At 50.5% G+C, this 15,452-nt stretch carries 13 protein-coding genes; 11 read left to right on the top strand and 2 right to left on the bottom strand.

Annotated features, from left to right (window positions below; all coding sequences use genetic code 11):
* Positions 1–36: 36 nt before the first annotated feature.
* The 3 genes from aroD to OGY71_RS12370 all read left to right on the top strand — a co-directional run bounded on the left by aroD (position 37) and on the right by OGY71_RS12370 (position 3,711).
* On the top strand, positions 37–795 hold the full coding sequence (gene aroD, locus OGY71_RS12380) for a type I 3-dehydroquinate dehydratase (RefSeq protein WP_003832623.1): 759 nt from the start codon (positions 37–39) through the stop codon (positions 793–795).
* Between the two features lie 155 nt (positions 796–950).
* Complete coding sequence (locus tag OGY71_RS12375) at positions 951–2,546, top strand: acyl CoA:acetate/3-ketoacid CoA transferase (RefSeq protein WP_126318305.1); 1,596 nt, start codon at positions 951–953, stop codon at positions 2,544–2,546.
* A gap of 13 nt (positions 2,547–2,559) precedes the next feature.
* The gene (locus OGY71_RS12370) at positions 2,560–3,711 is read left to right on the top strand and encodes an acyl-CoA dehydrogenase (RefSeq protein ID WP_003832619.1); all 1,152 of its coding nucleotides are present in this window, start codon (positions 2,560–2,562) and stop codon (positions 3,709–3,711) included.
* Positions 3,712–3,765: 54 nt separating this feature from the next.
* Here OGY71_RS12370 and OGY71_RS12365 read toward each other — a convergent pair whose 3' ends face one another.
* On the bottom strand, positions 3,766–4,656 hold the full coding sequence (locus tag OGY71_RS12365; RefSeq protein ID WP_149335775.1) for an AraC family transcriptional regulator: 891 nt from the start codon (positions 4,654–4,656) through the stop codon (positions 3,766–3,768).
* A 506-nt stretch (positions 4,657–5,162) separates the two neighbouring features.
* On the opposite strand from OGY71_RS12365, the gene OGY71_RS12360 reads away from it, so the two are divergent.
* From OGY71_RS12360 to fadK, 5 genes are all read left to right on the top strand, one after another.
* Entirely contained in the window at positions 5,163–5,927 is a 765-nt protein-coding gene (locus OGY71_RS12360; protein WP_003832614.1) for an electron transfer flavoprotein, read from the top strand.
* Between the two features lie 21 nt (positions 5,928–5,948).
* Positions 5,949–6,884, top strand: coding sequence for an electron transfer flavoprotein subunit alpha (locus OGY71_RS12355; protein WP_063941506.1), 936 nt, complete (start codon positions 5,949–5,951; stop codon positions 6,882–6,884).
* Positions 6,885–6,940: 56 nt separating this feature from the next.
* Positions 6,941–8,230: an FAD-dependent oxidoreductase gene (locus tag OGY71_RS12350; RefSeq protein ID WP_003832610.1), complete on the top strand. Its 1,290-nt coding sequence runs from the start codon at positions 6,941–6,943 to the stop codon at positions 8,228–8,230.
* Positions 8,227–8,520 (top strand): ferredoxin family protein, encoded by a 294-nt coding sequence (locus tag OGY71_RS12345; RefSeq protein WP_063941505.1) that lies wholly within the window; start codon positions 8,227–8,229, stop codon positions 8,518–8,520. Before OGY71_RS12350 ends, OGY71_RS12345 begins: the two co-directional genes overlap by 4 nt.
* A gap of 82 nt (positions 8,521–8,602) precedes the next feature.
* Positions 8,603–10,240 carry a medium-chain fatty-acid--CoA ligase gene (gene fadK / locus OGY71_RS12340; protein ID WP_063941504.1) on the top strand — a complete coding sequence of 546 codons (1,638 nt, stop codon included), beginning with the start codon at positions 8,603–8,605 and terminating at the stop codon, positions 10,238–10,240.
* A 67-nt stretch (positions 10,241–10,307) separates the two neighbouring features.
* Here the strand turns inward: fadK and ppsA are convergent, their stop codons facing one another.
* Positions 10,308–12,686: a phosphoenolpyruvate synthase gene (gene ppsA / locus OGY71_RS12335; RefSeq protein ID WP_286613372.1), complete on the bottom strand. Its 2,379-nt coding sequence runs from the start codon at positions 12,684–12,686 to the stop codon at positions 10,308–10,310.
* Positions 12,687–13,014: 328 nt separating this feature from the next.
* Between ppsA and ppsR the strand changes: the two genes are divergently transcribed.
* From ppsR to hemP, 3 genes are all read left to right on the top strand, one after another.
* A complete protein-coding gene (gene ppsR, locus OGY71_RS12330; protein ID WP_003832602.1) occupies positions 13,015–13,848 on the top strand; it encodes a posphoenolpyruvate synthetase regulatory kinase/phosphorylase PpsR in 834 nt (277 codons plus the stop codon).
* Positions 13,849–13,974: 126 nt separating this feature from the next.
* The gene (gene aroH / locus OGY71_RS12325) at positions 13,975–15,021 is read left to right on the top strand and encodes a 3-deoxy-7-phosphoheptulonate synthase AroH (RefSeq protein WP_003832600.1); all 1,047 of its coding nucleotides are present in this window, start codon (positions 13,975–13,977) and stop codon (positions 15,019–15,021) included.
* Between the two features lie 170 nt (positions 15,022–15,191).
* Positions 15,192–15,380 (top strand): hemin uptake protein HemP, encoded by a 189-nt coding sequence (hemP, locus tag OGY71_RS12320; RefSeq protein WP_003832599.1) that lies wholly within the window; start codon positions 15,192–15,194, stop codon positions 15,378–15,380.
* Positions 15,381–15,452: the final 72 nt, after the last annotated feature.

The following is a 15,452-nucleotide window of genomic DNA, read 5'->3' as shown; positions in this document are numbered from 1 at the left end:
CGGGCAAGTATTTGTACAATAGTTAAAGGGTAATCAATGAAAACCGTAACCGTAAGAAACCTCGTTATTGGCGAGGGTGCGCCGAAGATCATTGTCTCGCTGATGGGTAAAGACATCGCAACGGTAAAAAGCGAAGCGCTGGCCTATCGCGAAGCGGATTTCGACATTCTGGAATGGCGCGTAGACCATTTCACCGATGTCTCTTCCATTGAGGCGGTGTTGGAAGCTGCGCGCACCATCCGCGATGTGATGGCTGACAAACCACTGCTTTTCACCTTCCGTAGCGCCAAAGAAGGCGGTGAACAGGCTCTGTCTGTTGAGCACTATATTGCACTTAACCGCGCGGCAGTAGACAGCGGTCTGGTGGATATGATCGATCTGGAACTGTTTACCGGAGACGAACTGGTCAAAGCGACCGTCGAGCATGCGCACGCGAAAAATGTCTTTGTGATTATGTCCAATCACGATTTTCATAAGACACCAGCCGCGGAAGAGATTGTTCAGCGCTTGCGTAAAATGCAGGAACTGGGCGCAGATATCCCGAAAATTGCCTTGATGCCGCAAAATAAAGCGGATGTTCTGACGCTGCTTAGTGCCACGCTGGAAATGCAAGAACGCTATGCCGATCGCCCGATAATCACCATGTCGATGGCTAAAACAGGGGTGATTTCACGTCTGTCTGGTGAGATTTTCGGTTCAGCGGCAACCTTTGGGGCAGTAAAAAAAGCCTCCGCACCAGGACAAATTTCGGTCACCGACCTGCGTACTGTATTGACAATATTGCATCAGGCTTAATTACAGATATATCCATATAAATATCAGTAATGCCCTACCCCAGATATTCGTCTAACCACGGATATCTGGCCAGTAATTAAGCGTTATTATATAACTCACAATATTATTGTCGAATATAGCGACAGGTAGACGCACGCATATAATCTGGAGTTCACATGAAATTTTCAAGACCAAATCGTATAGATGGTCGGGTACCCGTATTATCCGCTGCAGATGCAGTCAATTATATTCCTGATGAAGCAACTCTTTGTGTATTAGGTGCAGGCGGGGGTATTCTCGAAGCAACAACATTAATTAATGCACTGGCTGAAAAATATAAAAACTCTCAGTCACCACGAAATTTAGCGTTGATTAGTCCTACAGGTCTGGGTGACCGTGCCGACCGGGGAATTAGCCCGCTGGCACAGGAAGGCTTAGTCAAATGGGCATTATGCGGACACTGGGGACAATCACCACGAATCTCCGACCTGGCGGAACAAAATAAAATTGCTGCCTATAACTATCCTCAGGGTGTATTAACCCAAACCCTGCGTGCATCGGCGGCTCACCAGCCAGGTATCCTCAGTGATATCGGCATCGGTACATTTGTTGATCCTCGCCAACAGGGCGGTAAGCTGAATGAAGTGACCACCGAAGATCTGATCAAATTGGTGGAAATTGATAACAAAGAGTACCTGTATTACAAAGCCATTGCGCCAAACATCGCCTTTATTCGCGCCACCACCTGTGACAGTGAAGGTTACGCCACCTTTGAAGATGAAGTTATGTATCTCGATGCGCTGGTGATTGCCCAGGCCGTACACAATAACGGCGGCATTGTTATGATGCAGGTGCAAAAAATGGTGAAGAAAGCCACGTTGCATCCGAAGTCGGTACGTATTCCAGGCTATCTGGTCGATATTGTGGTCATCGACCCCGACCAAACGCAACTGTACGGTGGCGCGCCGGTTAACCGCTTTATCTCTGGCGATTTTGTTCTTGATGACAGCCAGCAAACTTCCCTGCCGCTCAATCAGCGTAAACTGGTGGCCCGACGCGCCCTGTTTGAAATGCGCAAAGGTGCGGTCGGCAACGTTGGTGTAGGCATTGCGGATGGCATTGGTCTCGTCGCGCGCGAAGAAGGCTGTGCTGACGATTTTATTCTGACAGTCGAAACGGGTCCGATTGGCGGCATCACCTCTCAAGGTATTGCTTTCGGTGCCAACGTCAACACCCGCGCCATTCTGGATATGACCTCCCAGTTTGACTTCTATCACGGTGGCGGGCTGGATGTGTGCTATTTAAGTTTTGCCGAAGTGGATCGCCACGGCAACGTCGGCGTACATAAATTCAATGGCAAAATCATGGGTACCGGCGGTTTTATCGATATTAGCGCCACCTCCAAAAAAATTATTTTCTGCGGCACGTTAACTGCCGGAAGTCTGAAAACGGAAGTTGCCGATGGCAAGTTAAATATTGTGCAGGAAGGTCGGGTGAAAAAATTCGTCAACGAATTACCTGAAGTGACTTTCAGCGGAAAAATTGCTCTCGAACGTGGACTTGATGTGCGTTACATCACTGAGCGCGCTGTATTTACGTTAAAAGCAGATGGTCTTCATTTAATCGAAATTGCACCGGGAGTCTCTTTACAGGAAGACATCCTGGACAAGATGGATTTCACGCCAATTATTTCGCCAAATCTGAAGTTGATGGACGAAAGATTATTTATCGATGCCTCGATGGGTTTTGTATTACCCGACGCCGCCAATTAAAAGGAGTACCATGATGGACTTTTCTTTAACTGAAGAACAAGAACTGCTACTTGCCAGTATTCGAGAACTGATTACCAGCAATTTCCCGGAAGAATATTTCCGTACCTGCGATCAGACGGCGACCTACCCGAAAGAGTTTATGCGTGCCCTGGCGGACAACGGTATTTCGATGCTGGGCGTTCCGGAAGAGTTTGGTGGCATCCCGGCGGATTACGTCACACAGATGCTGGCGCTGATGGAAGTTTCAAAATGCGGCGCACCCGCTTTTTTAATCACTAACGGTCAGTGCATTCACAGTATGCGTCGTTTTGGATCCGCCGAACAGCTGCGTAAGACCGCAGAAAGCACCATGGAAACTGGCGATCCAGCGTATGCGCTGGCATTAACCGAACCGGGAGCGGGTTCCGACAACAACAGCGCGACCACCAGTTACACTCGCAAAAACGGTAAGGTCTATCTCAACGGGCAGAAAACCTTTATCACCGGCGCGAAAGAGTATCCATATATGCTGGTACTGGCCCGCGATCCAGAACCAAAAGATCCGAAAAAAGCCTTTACGCTGTGGTGGGTCGATTCGAAGAAACCCGGCATTAAGGTTAATCCGCTGCACAAAATCGGTTGGCATATGCTCAGCACATGCGAAGTCTATCTTGATGACGTTGAAGTGGATGAAAGTGATATGGTCGGAGAGGAAGGCATGGGTTTCCTCAACGTCATGTACAACTTCGAGATGGAACGTTTGATCAACGCTGCGCGCAGTACCGGTTTTGCTGAATGCGCCTTCGAAGATGCCGCCCGTTACGCCAACCAGCGCATCGCATTCGGTAAGCCAATTGGTCACAATCAGATGATCCAGGAAAAACTGGCGCTGATGGCGATTAAAATCGATAACATGCGCAATATGGTGTTAAAAGTCGCCTGGCAGGCCGATCAGGAACAGTCTCTGCGCACCAGTGCAGCGCTGGCAAAACTGTATTGTGCACGTACTGCAATGGAAGTGATTGATGACGCCATTCAGATTATGGGTGGGCTGGGTTACACCGACGAAGCACGCGTTTCCCGCTTCTGGCGTGATGTCCGCTGTGAACGCATTGGCGGTGGTACAGATGAAATCATGATTTACGTCGCGGGTCGCCAAATCCTGAAAGATTATCAGAATAAGTAAGCAGTAATGCTTGCCGGATAGCGCAAATGCGTTATCCGGCACGTGCCAGGTGAATCATATTTCTGGCATCAGACATTCCTGTTCTACAAGGTTATTTTTAAACTGCTTACGATAATCGCTGGGGGTACAACCCACATGCCGCTGAAAGAGTTTGGCAAAGTGATCGACGTTTTCATACCCTACCCGCCAGGAAATTTCTGCCAACGAGGACTCCGTATTCGTCAGGGCAAATTTTGCCTCTGTCATTCGCCGCTGAATCACATAATTAATCGGCGAAATACGATATTCCTTAGTAAACTCGTGACAGATATAGCTCACGCTGGCACGAAATTTCTTAGACAACTGTTCCAGCGTGATTTTCTCTCGAAAGTTGTTATTTAAATAAACCAACACATCTTTAATTAAGATATCTTTTTTAATATATCCCTGCTCAGAACGATAAGCATTTTTAAAGTTTTCGTAATATAAAACGGTTAATGCATAAGCGAAGGCGTCATAAGCGGAAGACGTCAGGTTATTCTTGCTCTGCGGGAGCATAACACTCAGTTCATTAAAGATACTTTTAATAACCTCTTTGCCCTGGCTGACGCTAATAACCGGACATGAGTGCATCTGCAAGAGTTGGTTCTCCTGCCAGTCGTTGAAACGAAAGTCGTAGAGCGCACAGGTGTAAGTGGTTGCAGGTGCGCTGCTATCGGAAGCAACCGCATGTAACCGCCCTTGTTCTATCACCACGATGTCACCCGCATGCGCGACATACAGCGAAGAGTCGATAATTAGTCTTGCGACACCCTTTTTTACATAGATAAGCTCTGTTTCATTGTCATGAACATGATGGCCCGACTCCCAGTTAGGATCATCACTGATGACGAATCGCGAAAATCTCGGGGTTTTCCCCTGTTCAAAAAGGGTCTCCATGGCATTATCAAAACAGCGTTGATACATGACAACCTCCACCGAAAGGCAGTTATTTTGCGGATAATTAATATCGAAAAGTAAAAACGATGATGACGTTATACAACGTTATTCTGTCCAGGCGAAACAAAATTATTTGCGTCGTCTGCAAGATGACACCTCCAACTCCAGCACGCTGCTCGTGCAAATTGTTTTTATTTTAAAATAATAGGAAAGTATAAATGTTATTAAGTCAGCAATAATAATTTACACACCAGAAACAAAGTGCGTGCAGAATCGCATAAAAATATGATCCATTTCTCAAAAAAGCGCCTCGATTTTATTTCCATGTTTATCACTTTAACACCCGACGTCTTCTTTACGTTCATAAACTCAGCATTCCTAAAGTCCTTTTTTTTGCAAGATTGTTGGGAATGAAAACAGATTGCCCCGTCGAAAACAGTCTCCCTCTGCCGCACACTATTTTCAGTCAATTTTCCCTACTGTTGATGATGGCACTCCCCGTCATCATCCACACGAGAATCACTGGAGATGCCATGAAACTAATAACCTGCTTTAAGTTGGTGCCTGAAGAACAGGACATTGTTGTTACCCCACAACGTTCGCTTAACTTTGACCGGGCCGATGCCAAAATCAGTCAGTTTGATTTGAATGCAATAGAGGCCGCGACGCAACTTAGTGCGGAAGGTGATGAAATTGTCGCCTTAACGGTTGGCGGCTCGCTACTGCAAAACTCCAAAGTGCGTAAAGACGTACTGTCCCGCGGGCCGGACAGTTTGTTTATGGTGCAGGATCCCCAACTGGAGCATTCATTACCGCGAGACACGGCTCAGGCGCTGGCCTGCGCGGCCAAAAACATTGAATTCGACCTGATGCTGTTCGGCGAAGGGTCTGGAGACATCTACGCCCAGCAGGTTGGCTTACTGGTTGGCGAACTCTTACAACTTCCGGTGATTAACGCCGTCAGCAACATCCAACGTAACGGCGATCGCATTGTGGTTGAACGTACGCTGGAAGACGAAGTTGAAGTGATTGAACTGTCGCTCCCCGCCGTGCTGTGCGTAACCTCGGATATCAACACGCCGCGTATTCCCTCGATGAAAGCCATTCTGGGCGCAGGTAAAAAACCGGTCACACCGTGGCAAGCCAGCGATATTGGCTGGACACCTGCCTCACCGTTAGCAGAACTGGTGAGCCTCACCGTTCCGCCACAAACAGAACGTAAGCACATCATTCTGGAAAATGACTCAGCAGAAGCCATCGCCGAGCTGGCTGAACATCTGAAAAAAGCCCTGAACTAAGCCCAACGGAGAGAAATTATCATGAGTAAATTAGCTAACGTATGGGTGTTCAGCGATAACGTAGAACGCTATGCAGAATTAATGTCCGGCGCACGTCTGTGGGGTGAACAGGTACACCTTATTGTACAAGGCAACGAACAGGCCAATCAGGTTAAACCTCTGGGTGCCGATGAGATTGTCGTGCTTGAAACAACGTCTGGTTTACAGCGTGTTGAAAATTTTGCCGAGACCATCGCCGCCCTGATACAAGAACATACCGGGCTATTGCTGATGCCAGCTACTAAACGCGCTAAATCCCTTGGTGCACGGTTAAGTATTCAACTCAATGCAGCGATGGTAAATGACGCCACGTCGGTAACGCTTGATGATGGCTCACTGTTCGCAGAACACCGTATGTACGGTGGCCTGGCATTCGGCAAAGAAAAAATCAAAACAACTCAGGCAATTATCACTCTTGCCCCAGGCGTACTTGAACCGGTAGAGGCTAATGCTTCACATACCTGCCCTGTTGTCTCTGCACCTTACATCGCACCGCACCATGAAATTATGTGCCAGGAACGTCGCGCCAAATCCGTGAGCAGTGTGGATCTCAGCAAAGCCAAACGTGTGGTGGGTGTGGGCCGCGGCCTGGTTGCGCAAAACGATCTGGAGATGGTGCACCAGTTGGCATCTGTACTGGGTGCAGAAGTGGGTTGTTCACGACCGATTGCCGAAGGCGAAAACTGGATGGAACGCGAACGCTACATCGGCGTTTCTGGCGTGTTACTGAAATCGGACCTTTACCTCACCCTCGGCATTTCAGGACAAATTCAGCATATGGTCGGCGGTAACGGCGCGAAAGTCATTGTCGCCATCAACAAAGATAAGAAAGCCCCTATTTTCAATTACGCCGATTACGGACTGGTCGGCGACATCTACAAAGTCGTTCCGGCTCTTATCGAGCATCTCAGCCGCTAACCCCACTTTTAACGCACATATCCCGCTGCCCTCGCAGCGGGAAGGGAGCATAAAGCATGTCAGATGAAAAATTTGATGCCATTGTGGTCGGTGCTGGCGTGGCGGGTACGGTTGCAGGCTACGTGATGGCTCAGGCCGGACTGGACGTGCTGGTTATCGAGCGCGGAAACAGTGCAGGTAGTAAAAATATGACCGGCGGAAGACTCTATGCACATAGTCTTGAGCGCATCATGCCGGGGTTCGCGCAGGAAGCGCCGCTCGAGCGTAAAGTCACCCGCGAAAAAATCTCCTTTCTGACCGAAGAAAGCGCCGTCACTCTCGACTTTCATCGTGAAAAGGCTGACGCACCAACGCAGGATTCGTATACCGTTTTGCGCAACAGACTTGACCCATGGCTAATGGAAAAAGCGGAACAAGCTGGCGTGCAGTTCATTCCCGGCGTGCGCGTCGATGCCCTGATCCGCGAAGGAAATAAGGTTACCGGAGTTCAGGCCGGCGACGATATCCTGGAAGCCAATATTGTCATCCTTGCCGATGGCGTCAACTCTATGCTGGGGCGTTCCCTGGGGATGGTTCCGCCCTCTTCTGCACATCACTATGCCGTTGGCGTAAAAGAGCTGATCGGCTTACCTCCAGCGGTCATTGCAGATCGCTTCAATCTTTCAGGTAATGAAGGCGCGGCCTGGCTGTTTGCAGGCTCACCGTCTGATGGGTTGATGGGAGGCGGATTTTTGTATACCAACCAGGACTCCATCTCTCTGGGTCTGGTGTGTGGTCTGGGGGATATTGCTCATGCCACAAAAAGTATTCCACAAATGCTGGAAGACTTTAAGCAACATCCAACTATTCGGCCATTGATTGCCGGTGGAGAACTACTGGAATATTCCGCGCATATGGTTCCGGAAGGCGGTCTGGCAATGGTTCCAAAGCTGGTCGATGACGGTGTGATGATCGTGGGCGATGCCGCCGGTTTCTGTTTGAACCTGGGTTTCACGGTGCGAGGTATGGATTTGGCCATCGCTTCCGCAGAAGCCGCTGCCCAAACAGCCATTGCAGCAAAAGAACGCCAGGATTTCTCTGCCAACAGCCTGATGGACTACAAGCGCGCGCTCGAACAGGGCTGTGTAATGCGTGATTTACAGCATTTTCGCAAGATCCCGGCGCTAATGGAAAACCCACGGCTGTTCACCCAGTATCCGCGTATGGTGGCCGACATCATGAGCGATATGTTCACCGTTGACGGACGTCCAAATCAACCGGTTCGCAAGATGATTATGTCCCACGCAAAACAAATCGGGCTGATGAACTTACTGAAAGACGGTATCAAGGGGGCAACTGCACTATGAATCAGGACAATACCGTTAACGTTGACGTCAAACTGGGCGTCAATAAATTCAATGTCGATGAAGGCCACCCGCACATTATCCTGGCCGAACATCCAGACCTTAATGAATTTCACAAGCTGCTGAAAGCCTGCCCCGCCGGGCTGTATAAGCAGGATGAGAGTGGAAACATTCATTTTGATTCTGCTGGTTGCCTGGAGTGCGGAACGTGTCGAGTACTGTGCGGCGACACGATCCTCGACCAATGGGAATATCCGGTCGGAACATTTGGCGTTGATTTTCGCTACGGCTAATGGATTTTGCCTGTAGTACACCGGATCGGCCACGCCGGCCATCCGGTCAGATGTATGCCGAAATCATCCTGGGAATAACTTCATGAGTATCACACTAACGTTTAACGCCGAACGTCGCGAAGTCTGGCGACAACAGGGTTTATGGGGAGATGCTTCGCTTGGCGATTACTGGAACCAAACTGCCAGAGCCATGCCAGATAAAATCGCCGTGGTTGATAACCATGGCGCTTCATACACCTATGCTGCACTCGACAGCGCGGCCAGCAGTCTGGCAACCTGGTTTTTAGCCTGCGGTATTCAACCCGGCGATCGCATTGCCTTCCAGTTACCGGGCTGGTGCGAGTTTACGATTATCTACCTGGCCTGCCTGAAAACCGGGGCCGTTTCCGTACCGCTGCTGCCAGCGTGGCGTGAAGCAGAGCTGGTATGGGTGCTGAATAAGTGTAAAGCGAAGATTTTTTTCGCACCGACACTGTTTAAACAGACCCGACCGGTCGATCTGATCCTCCCCTTACAAAACCAGTTGCCGCATCTGCAACAGATCGTTGCCGTGGATAAACTGGCTCCGGCAACTACCTCGCTGGCGCTCAGTCAACTGCTTTTAGCTCCGCCTTTAACCCAGACGATTAATGTTCACGCCGATGAATTGGCGGCGGTGTTGTTTACCTCCGGTACCGAGGGAATGCCAAAAGGCGTAATGCTGACCCACAACAACATCCTTGCCAGCGAGCGTGCCTACTGTGCCCGCCTCAATCTCACCTGGCAGGATGTGTTTTTGATGCCCGCACCACTGGGACATGCTACCGGTTTTCTGCATGGCGTTACCGCACCGTTTTTAATCGGCGCACGCAGCGTATTGTTAGATATTTTCACCCCAACCGCCTGTCTTGATCTGCTGGAGCAACAGCGCTGTACCTGTGTGCTCGGCGCAACGCCCTTCGTCTACGACATGTTGTGTAGCATGGAAAAACGACCACGCGTTCTCTCATCGCTACGCTTTTTCTTATGTGGGGGCACAACCATTCCACAGAAGATTGCCCGTGACTGCCAGCAGCTCGGCATAAAATTATTAAGCATTTATGGCTCGACAGAGAGTTCACCGCATGCGCTGGTCAATCTCGATGATTCGCTTTCTCGCATGATGAATACGGACGGATATGCCGCTGCAGGCGTTGAAATTAAAGTCGTCGATGAAGCGCGCAATACGTTGCCCGCGGGGGTAGAAGGTGAAGAAGCTTCGCGTGGTCCCAATGTGTTTATGGGCTACCTCGATGAACCCGAACTCACCGCCCGCGCGCTGGATCAAGACGGCTGGTATTACAGCGGCGACTTATGCCGAATGGACGATGCGGGGTACATCAAAATCACCGGGCGGAAAAAAGATATCATTGTCCGTGGTGGAGAAAACATCAGCAGCCGCGAAGTTGAGGATATTTTATTGCAGCATCCTCGCATTCACGATGCTTGTGTTGTCGCGATGCCGGACGAACGCTTAGGTGAAAGGTCGTGTGCTTACGTGGTCCTAAAACCTCCGCATCATTCGTTGTCGCTGGAATCAGTGGTGGCCTTTTTTAGCCGCAAGCGGGTGGCAAAGTACAAATACCCTGAGCACATTGTGATCGTGGAGAAATTACCGCGCACGGCGTCCGGTAAAGTACAAAAATACCAGCTTCGTCAGGATATTATTCAGCGTTTGAGCGTGGAGAGTATTACAGGATAAAGCGCCGGATGGCGATGCTAACGCATCTTATCCGGCCTACGTTGAATAGGCCGGATAAGGCATGATATTACTTGTTCAGTTCAGCCAGACTCAGCCAGGTTTGTACGACGGTGTCCGGGTTCAGCGACAGGCTGTCGATCCCCTCTTCCATCAGCCAGGCCGCGAAGTCTTCGTGGTCAGAAGGTCCCTGGCCGCAAATACCCACGTATTTACCCTGTTTCTTGGCTGCACGAATCGCCATCGACAGCAGTGCTTTCACCGCGTCGTTACGCTCATCAAACAGTTCAGAAACCACACCAGAGTCACGATCCAGACCCAGCGCTAACTGCGTCATGTCGTTTGAGCCGATGGAGAAGCCGTCGAAGTACTCGAGGAACTGCTCGGCCAGCAAGGCGTTAGACGGGATCTCACACATCATGATGATCTTCAGTCCGTTCTCGCCGCGTTTCAGCCCCTGGCGTGCCAGCTCTTCCACCACCGCTTTCGCCTGAGCAACGGTACGTACAAACGGTACCATCACTTCAACGTTAGTCAGGCCCATGTCGTTACGGACACGTTTTACTGCGTCGCATTCCAGCGCAAAGCAGTCGCGGAAGCTATCGGCAACATAACGGCCCGCCCCACGGAAGCCCAGCATCGGGTTCTCTTCATGCGGTTCATAACGCTCACCGCCGACCAGGTTGGCATATTCGTTGGACTTAAAGTCCGACATACGCACGATGACGCGTTTTGGATAAAACGCCGCACCCAGCGTCGCGATCCCTTCCGTCAGACGACCTACGTAGAATTCACGCGGAGAATCGAAACCTTTCATCATGGCGCGGATTTCATTTTGCAGCTCAGGCGTTTGGTCATCAAACTCCAGCAACGCACGCGGGTGCACGCCAATCATACGGTTGATGATAAATTCCAGACGCGCCAGGCCGACGCCTTCGTTTGGCAGACAGGCGAAGTCGAAAGCCCGATCCGGGTTACCGACGTTCATCATCACCTTCAACGGCAGATCCGGCATGGTCTCCACGCTGGAACTCTTCACGCTAAAGTCGAGCATGTCAGCGTAGACATAACCGGTGTCACCTTCGGCACAGGAGACGGTTACCTTCTCACCGTCTTTCATGCGCTCGGTCGCATCACCACAGCCCACCACGGCCGGGATCCCCAGTTCACGGGCAATAATCGCCGCGTGACAGGTACGGCCGCCACGGTTAGTGACAATTGCTGCTGCTTTCTTCATGATCGGTTCCCAGTCCGGGTCGGTCATGTCGGTAACCAGTACGTCACCAGGTTCGATACGGTTCATTTCGCTGATGTCATGAATGACTTTGACCGGACCCGCGCCAATGCGGTGGCCGATGGCGCGACCTTCAGCAATAATTTTACCCTGAGCATGCAGCGTATAACGCTCCATCACCTGGCCGCGAGAACGCACGGTTTCTGGACGCGCCTGAACAATGAACAGCTTGCAGGTATGACCGTCTTTCGCCCATTCGATGTCCATTGGACGACCGTAGTGCTTCTCGATTTGTACCGCCTGCTTCGCCAGTTCCTGCACTTCTTCGTTAGTCAGGGAGAAAATGTCACGTTGTTCCTGCGGGACATCTTCAATGGTCACCTGCTTACCGTGTTCCTGGGTCGGCGCGTAAATCATGCGGATTTTTTTCGAACCCATTGTGCGACGGACGATCGCCGGACGGTTAGCCGCCAGGGTCGGTTTGTGCACGTAGAATTCATCCGGGTTAACGGCGCCCTGCACGACCATTTCGCCCAGACCCCAAGCAGACGTAATAAAGACGACCTGGTCGAAACCGGATTCGGTATCGATGGAGAACATTACGCCTGAGGATGCGAGGTCAGAACGCACCATCCGCTGAACGCCAGCAGAGAGCGCTACGCCACGGTGGTCATAGCCCTGGTGAACACGATAAGAGATCGCGCGGTCGTTAAACAGCGAGGCAAATACGTGTTTGATGGCAACCAGTACGGCATCAAATCCCTGGACGTTGAGGAAGGTTTCCTGCTGACCGGCAAATGACGCATCTGGCATATCTTCTGCGGTAGCGGAAGAACGCACGGCAAAAGAGGCATTGGCATCGTCCGCTGACAGCTGCGCGTAGGCATCGCGGACGGCATTTTCCAGCTCTGGCTGGAAAGGAGTGTCGATAATCCACTGGCGGATCTGCGCCCCGGCTTTCGCAAGCTCGGTGACATCGTCGATATCCGTTTTATCCAGCAGCTCATAAATGCGCTGGTTTACACCGCTCTGGTCCAGAAACTGGTTAAACGCATCGGCGGTCGTTGCAAAACCATTCGGTACGGAAACACCCATACCTGAAAGGTTAGTAATCATTTCACCCAGGGAGGCATTTTTGCCTCCAACTCTGTCTACATCATTCATGCCGAGTTGGTTATACCAAAGCACCAGCGGTGACGAGCCATTGTTGGACATCGAACAATCCTTATATATGAACGAGGTTAGGAAACTCAATTTTGCGTAATTATCTTGGCATATTTACTCCGTCGAAAAAAACGGTGAATCGTTCAAGCAACTTTATTTTTTATTTTTTCAGATTGTTTCCGCATTTGCGCAAACCCGCGAACCACACGGGATCACCACAAAAACGACCGGTATAAACATTTGTTCCGAAAAATGAAATGTACTTTTCAGTAAATATAAAAATACCGTTTCATTTTATAAAATAGATGCAGCAATATTCGCTTCTGGCAAATTTTAATTTATGCTTTCAGAGAATTATATCTGCCCCAGGATGAGCAAAATGGATAATGCTGTTGATCGTCACGTATTTTATATTTCTGATGGTACGGCCATCACCGCCGAGGTATTGGGTCACGCGGTGATGTCGCAATTTCCTGTCACGATCAGCAGTATTACGCTGCCGTTTGTGGAAAATGAGAGTCGTGCGCGTGCGGTTAAAGACCAGATTGACGCGATCTATCAACAAACTGGTGTGCGCCCTTTGGTGTTTTACTCCATCGTCCTGCCGGAAATTCGCTCGATCATTCTGCAAAGCGAAGGATTTTGTCAGGATATCGTGCAGGCGCTGGTTGCCCCACTGCAACACGAGATGAAACTCGACCCTACGCCTATCGCCCATCGCACGCACGGTCTGAATCCCGGTAACCTCAACAAGTACGACGCGCGCATCGCCGCCATTGACTACACCCTCGCCCACGACGACGGTATTTCGTTGCGCAACCTCGATCAGGCGCAGGTGATCCTGCTCGGCGTTTCCCGTTGCGGCAAAACCCCGACCAGTTTGTATCTGGCCATGCAGTTTGGTATCCGCGCGGCCAACTACCCCTTTATTGCCGATGATATGGATAATCTGGTGCTGCCCACTTCCCTGAAGCCGTTGCAGCATAAGCTGTTCGGTCTGACTATCGACCCTGAGCGCCTGGCGGCCATCCGCGAAGAACGCCGTGAGAACAGCCGTTATGCCTCGCTGCGTCAGTGCCGTATGGAAGTTGCTGAGGTGGAAGCGCTTTATCGGAAAAACCAGATCCCCTGGCTGAACAGTACCAATTATTCGGTAGAAGAGATTGCTACCAAGATCCTCGATATCATGGGACTGAATCGCCGCATGTACTAGAATGCTAGTGCATTGGTTCGATTTTTTGTTATTATGCTCGCCACCAGGCAGGATGAGTGTGATATTGTGATGTACATCACTTCCCGGTAGTCCTGCCGTTGAAGCAACAAATTTCTGAGACAAGTAATGAACAGAACCGATGAACTCCGTACTGCGCGTATTGACAACCTGGTCACTCCAGCAGAGCTTGCGCAACGGCATCCTGTTTCGTCCTCCGTCGCCCGTCATGTTACGGACTCCCGACGTCGGATAGAAAAAATTTTAAATGGTGAAGACCCCCGTTTACTGGTGATCGTAGGTCCCTGCTCGATTCACGATCTTGATGCCGCGATGGAATACGCGACACGATTACAGGCGCTGCGCACTAAGCACCAGGCGCGTCTGGAAATCGTGATGCGTACCTATTTTGAAAAACCACGCACCGTCGTAGGCTGGAAAGGCCTGATTTCCGACCCGGATTTGAACGGCAGTTATCGTGTAAACCACGGTATTGAACTGGCGCGAAAACTGCTGTTGCAGGTCAACGAACTGGGCGTCCCCACGGCGACTGAATTCCTCGACATGGTGACCGGCCAGTTTATTGCCGATTTAATCAGTTGGGGAGCTATTGGCGCGCGCACCACCGAAAGTCAGATCCATCGTGAAATGGCCTCCGCGCTCTCCTGCCCGGTTGGCTTTAAGAACGGAACGGATGGCAACACGCGCATTGCCGTCGATGCGATTCGCGCCTCCCGCGCCAGTCACATGTTCCTCTCGCCGGATAAAACCGGCCAGATGACCATTTATCAGACCAGCGGTAACCCTTACGGGCATATCATCATGCGCGGCGGTAAAAAGCCGAATTATTATGCTGAAGATATTGCTGCCGCCTGCGATACCCTGCACGAATTTTCTCTGCCTGAGCATCTGGTGGTCGATTTTAGCCACGGTAATTGCCAGAAGCAGCATCGCCGTCAGTTGGAGGTTTGTGATGACGTGTGCCAGCAAATTCGTAACGGTTCAACGGCAATAGCCGGGATCATGGCGGAGAGTTTCCTGCGTGAAGGCACGCAAAAAATCGTTAGCGGCCAGCCGCTGGTTTACGGTCAGTCCATTACCGACCCATGCCTGAACTGGGAAGATACTGAACTGTTGGTTGAAAAACTCGCCTCTGCAGTTGATAGCCGTTTTTAATGCTGTTCGCCGGGCAATATCACTTTGCCCGGCGCTAATCCCTTGTTTTTCCCTTGATTGTTGTGCAAAAAACGTTCTCGTCACAATTATTTCACAAAAACGCTTGCCGCAAATTTGCAGTTTGATGATAATGATTATCATTGTTACATTGATTGTTATTTTTAAACACTATGTCACGTATGGATAACACAACGGCAACGCCTGCAAAAGACAAAACACCGCCTTCCGTCGCGCCAAACGACCGACGAATTGACAGTAAAACCCTGCTGGGTAACGAAGGACGCGTGATCATAGAACATGATGGTCAGCACTACCTGCTGCGCCAGACCCAAGCCGGAAAACTCATTCTGACTAAATAAACAACACATTTCGCCAGCCACCCAGGTCATACCCAGGCAGCCAGCGCTTTTCGATTTCCTAATGGAGAGTTG

Source organism: Citrobacter sp. Cpo109 (genome assembly GCF_030332565.1).
In the GTDB taxonomy this organism is placed as follows: Bacteria; Pseudomonadota; Gammaproteobacteria; order Enterobacterales; family Enterobacteriaceae; genus Citrobacter; species Citrobacter portucalensis.
The sequence above is the reverse complement of the archived record's forward strand: the minus strand, read 5'-3'. Positions and strand labels throughout refer to the sequence as shown.

Coding starts and splice junctions, on each gene's coding strand:
- aroD (WP_003832623.1), top strand. CDS start 37: ATGAAAACCGTAACCGTAAGAAACCTCGTTATTGGCGAGGGTGCGCCG.
- OGY71_RS12375 (WP_126318305.1), top strand. CDS start 951: ATGAAATTTTCAAGACCAAATCGTATAGATGGTCGGGTACCCGTATTA.
- OGY71_RS12370 (WP_003832619.1), top strand. CDS start 2,560: ATGGACTTTTCTTTAACTGAAGAACAAGAACTGCTACTTGCCAGTATT.
- OGY71_RS12365 (WP_149335775.1), bottom strand. CDS start 4,656: ATGTATCAACGCTGTTTTGATAATGCCATGGAGACCCTTTTTGAACAG.
- OGY71_RS12360 (WP_003832614.1), top strand. CDS start 5,163: ATGAAACTAATAACCTGCTTTAAGTTGGTGCCTGAAGAACAGGACATT.
- OGY71_RS12355 (WP_063941506.1), top strand. CDS start 5,949: ATGAGTAAATTAGCTAACGTATGGGTGTTCAGCGATAACGTAGAACGC.
- OGY71_RS12350 (WP_003832610.1), top strand. CDS start 6,941: ATGTCAGATGAAAAATTTGATGCCATTGTGGTCGGTGCTGGCGTGGCG.
- OGY71_RS12345 (WP_063941505.1), top strand. CDS start 8,227: ATGAATCAGGACAATACCGTTAACGTTGACGTCAAACTGGGCGTCAAT.
- fadK (WP_063941504.1), top strand. CDS start 8,603: ATGAGTATCACACTAACGTTTAACGCCGAACGTCGCGAAGTCTGGCGA.
- ppsA (WP_286613372.1), bottom strand. CDS start 12,686: ATGTCCAACAATGGCTCGTCACCGCTGGTGCTTTGGTATAACCAACTC.
- ppsR (WP_003832602.1), top strand. CDS start 13,015: ATGGATAATGCTGTTGATCGTCACGTATTTTATATTTCTGATGGTACG.
- aroH (WP_003832600.1), top strand. CDS start 13,975: ATGAACAGAACCGATGAACTCCGTACTGCGCGTATTGACAACCTGGTC.
- hemP (WP_003832599.1), top strand. CDS start 15,192: ATGTCACGTATGGATAACACAACGGCAACGCCTGCAAAAGACAAAACA.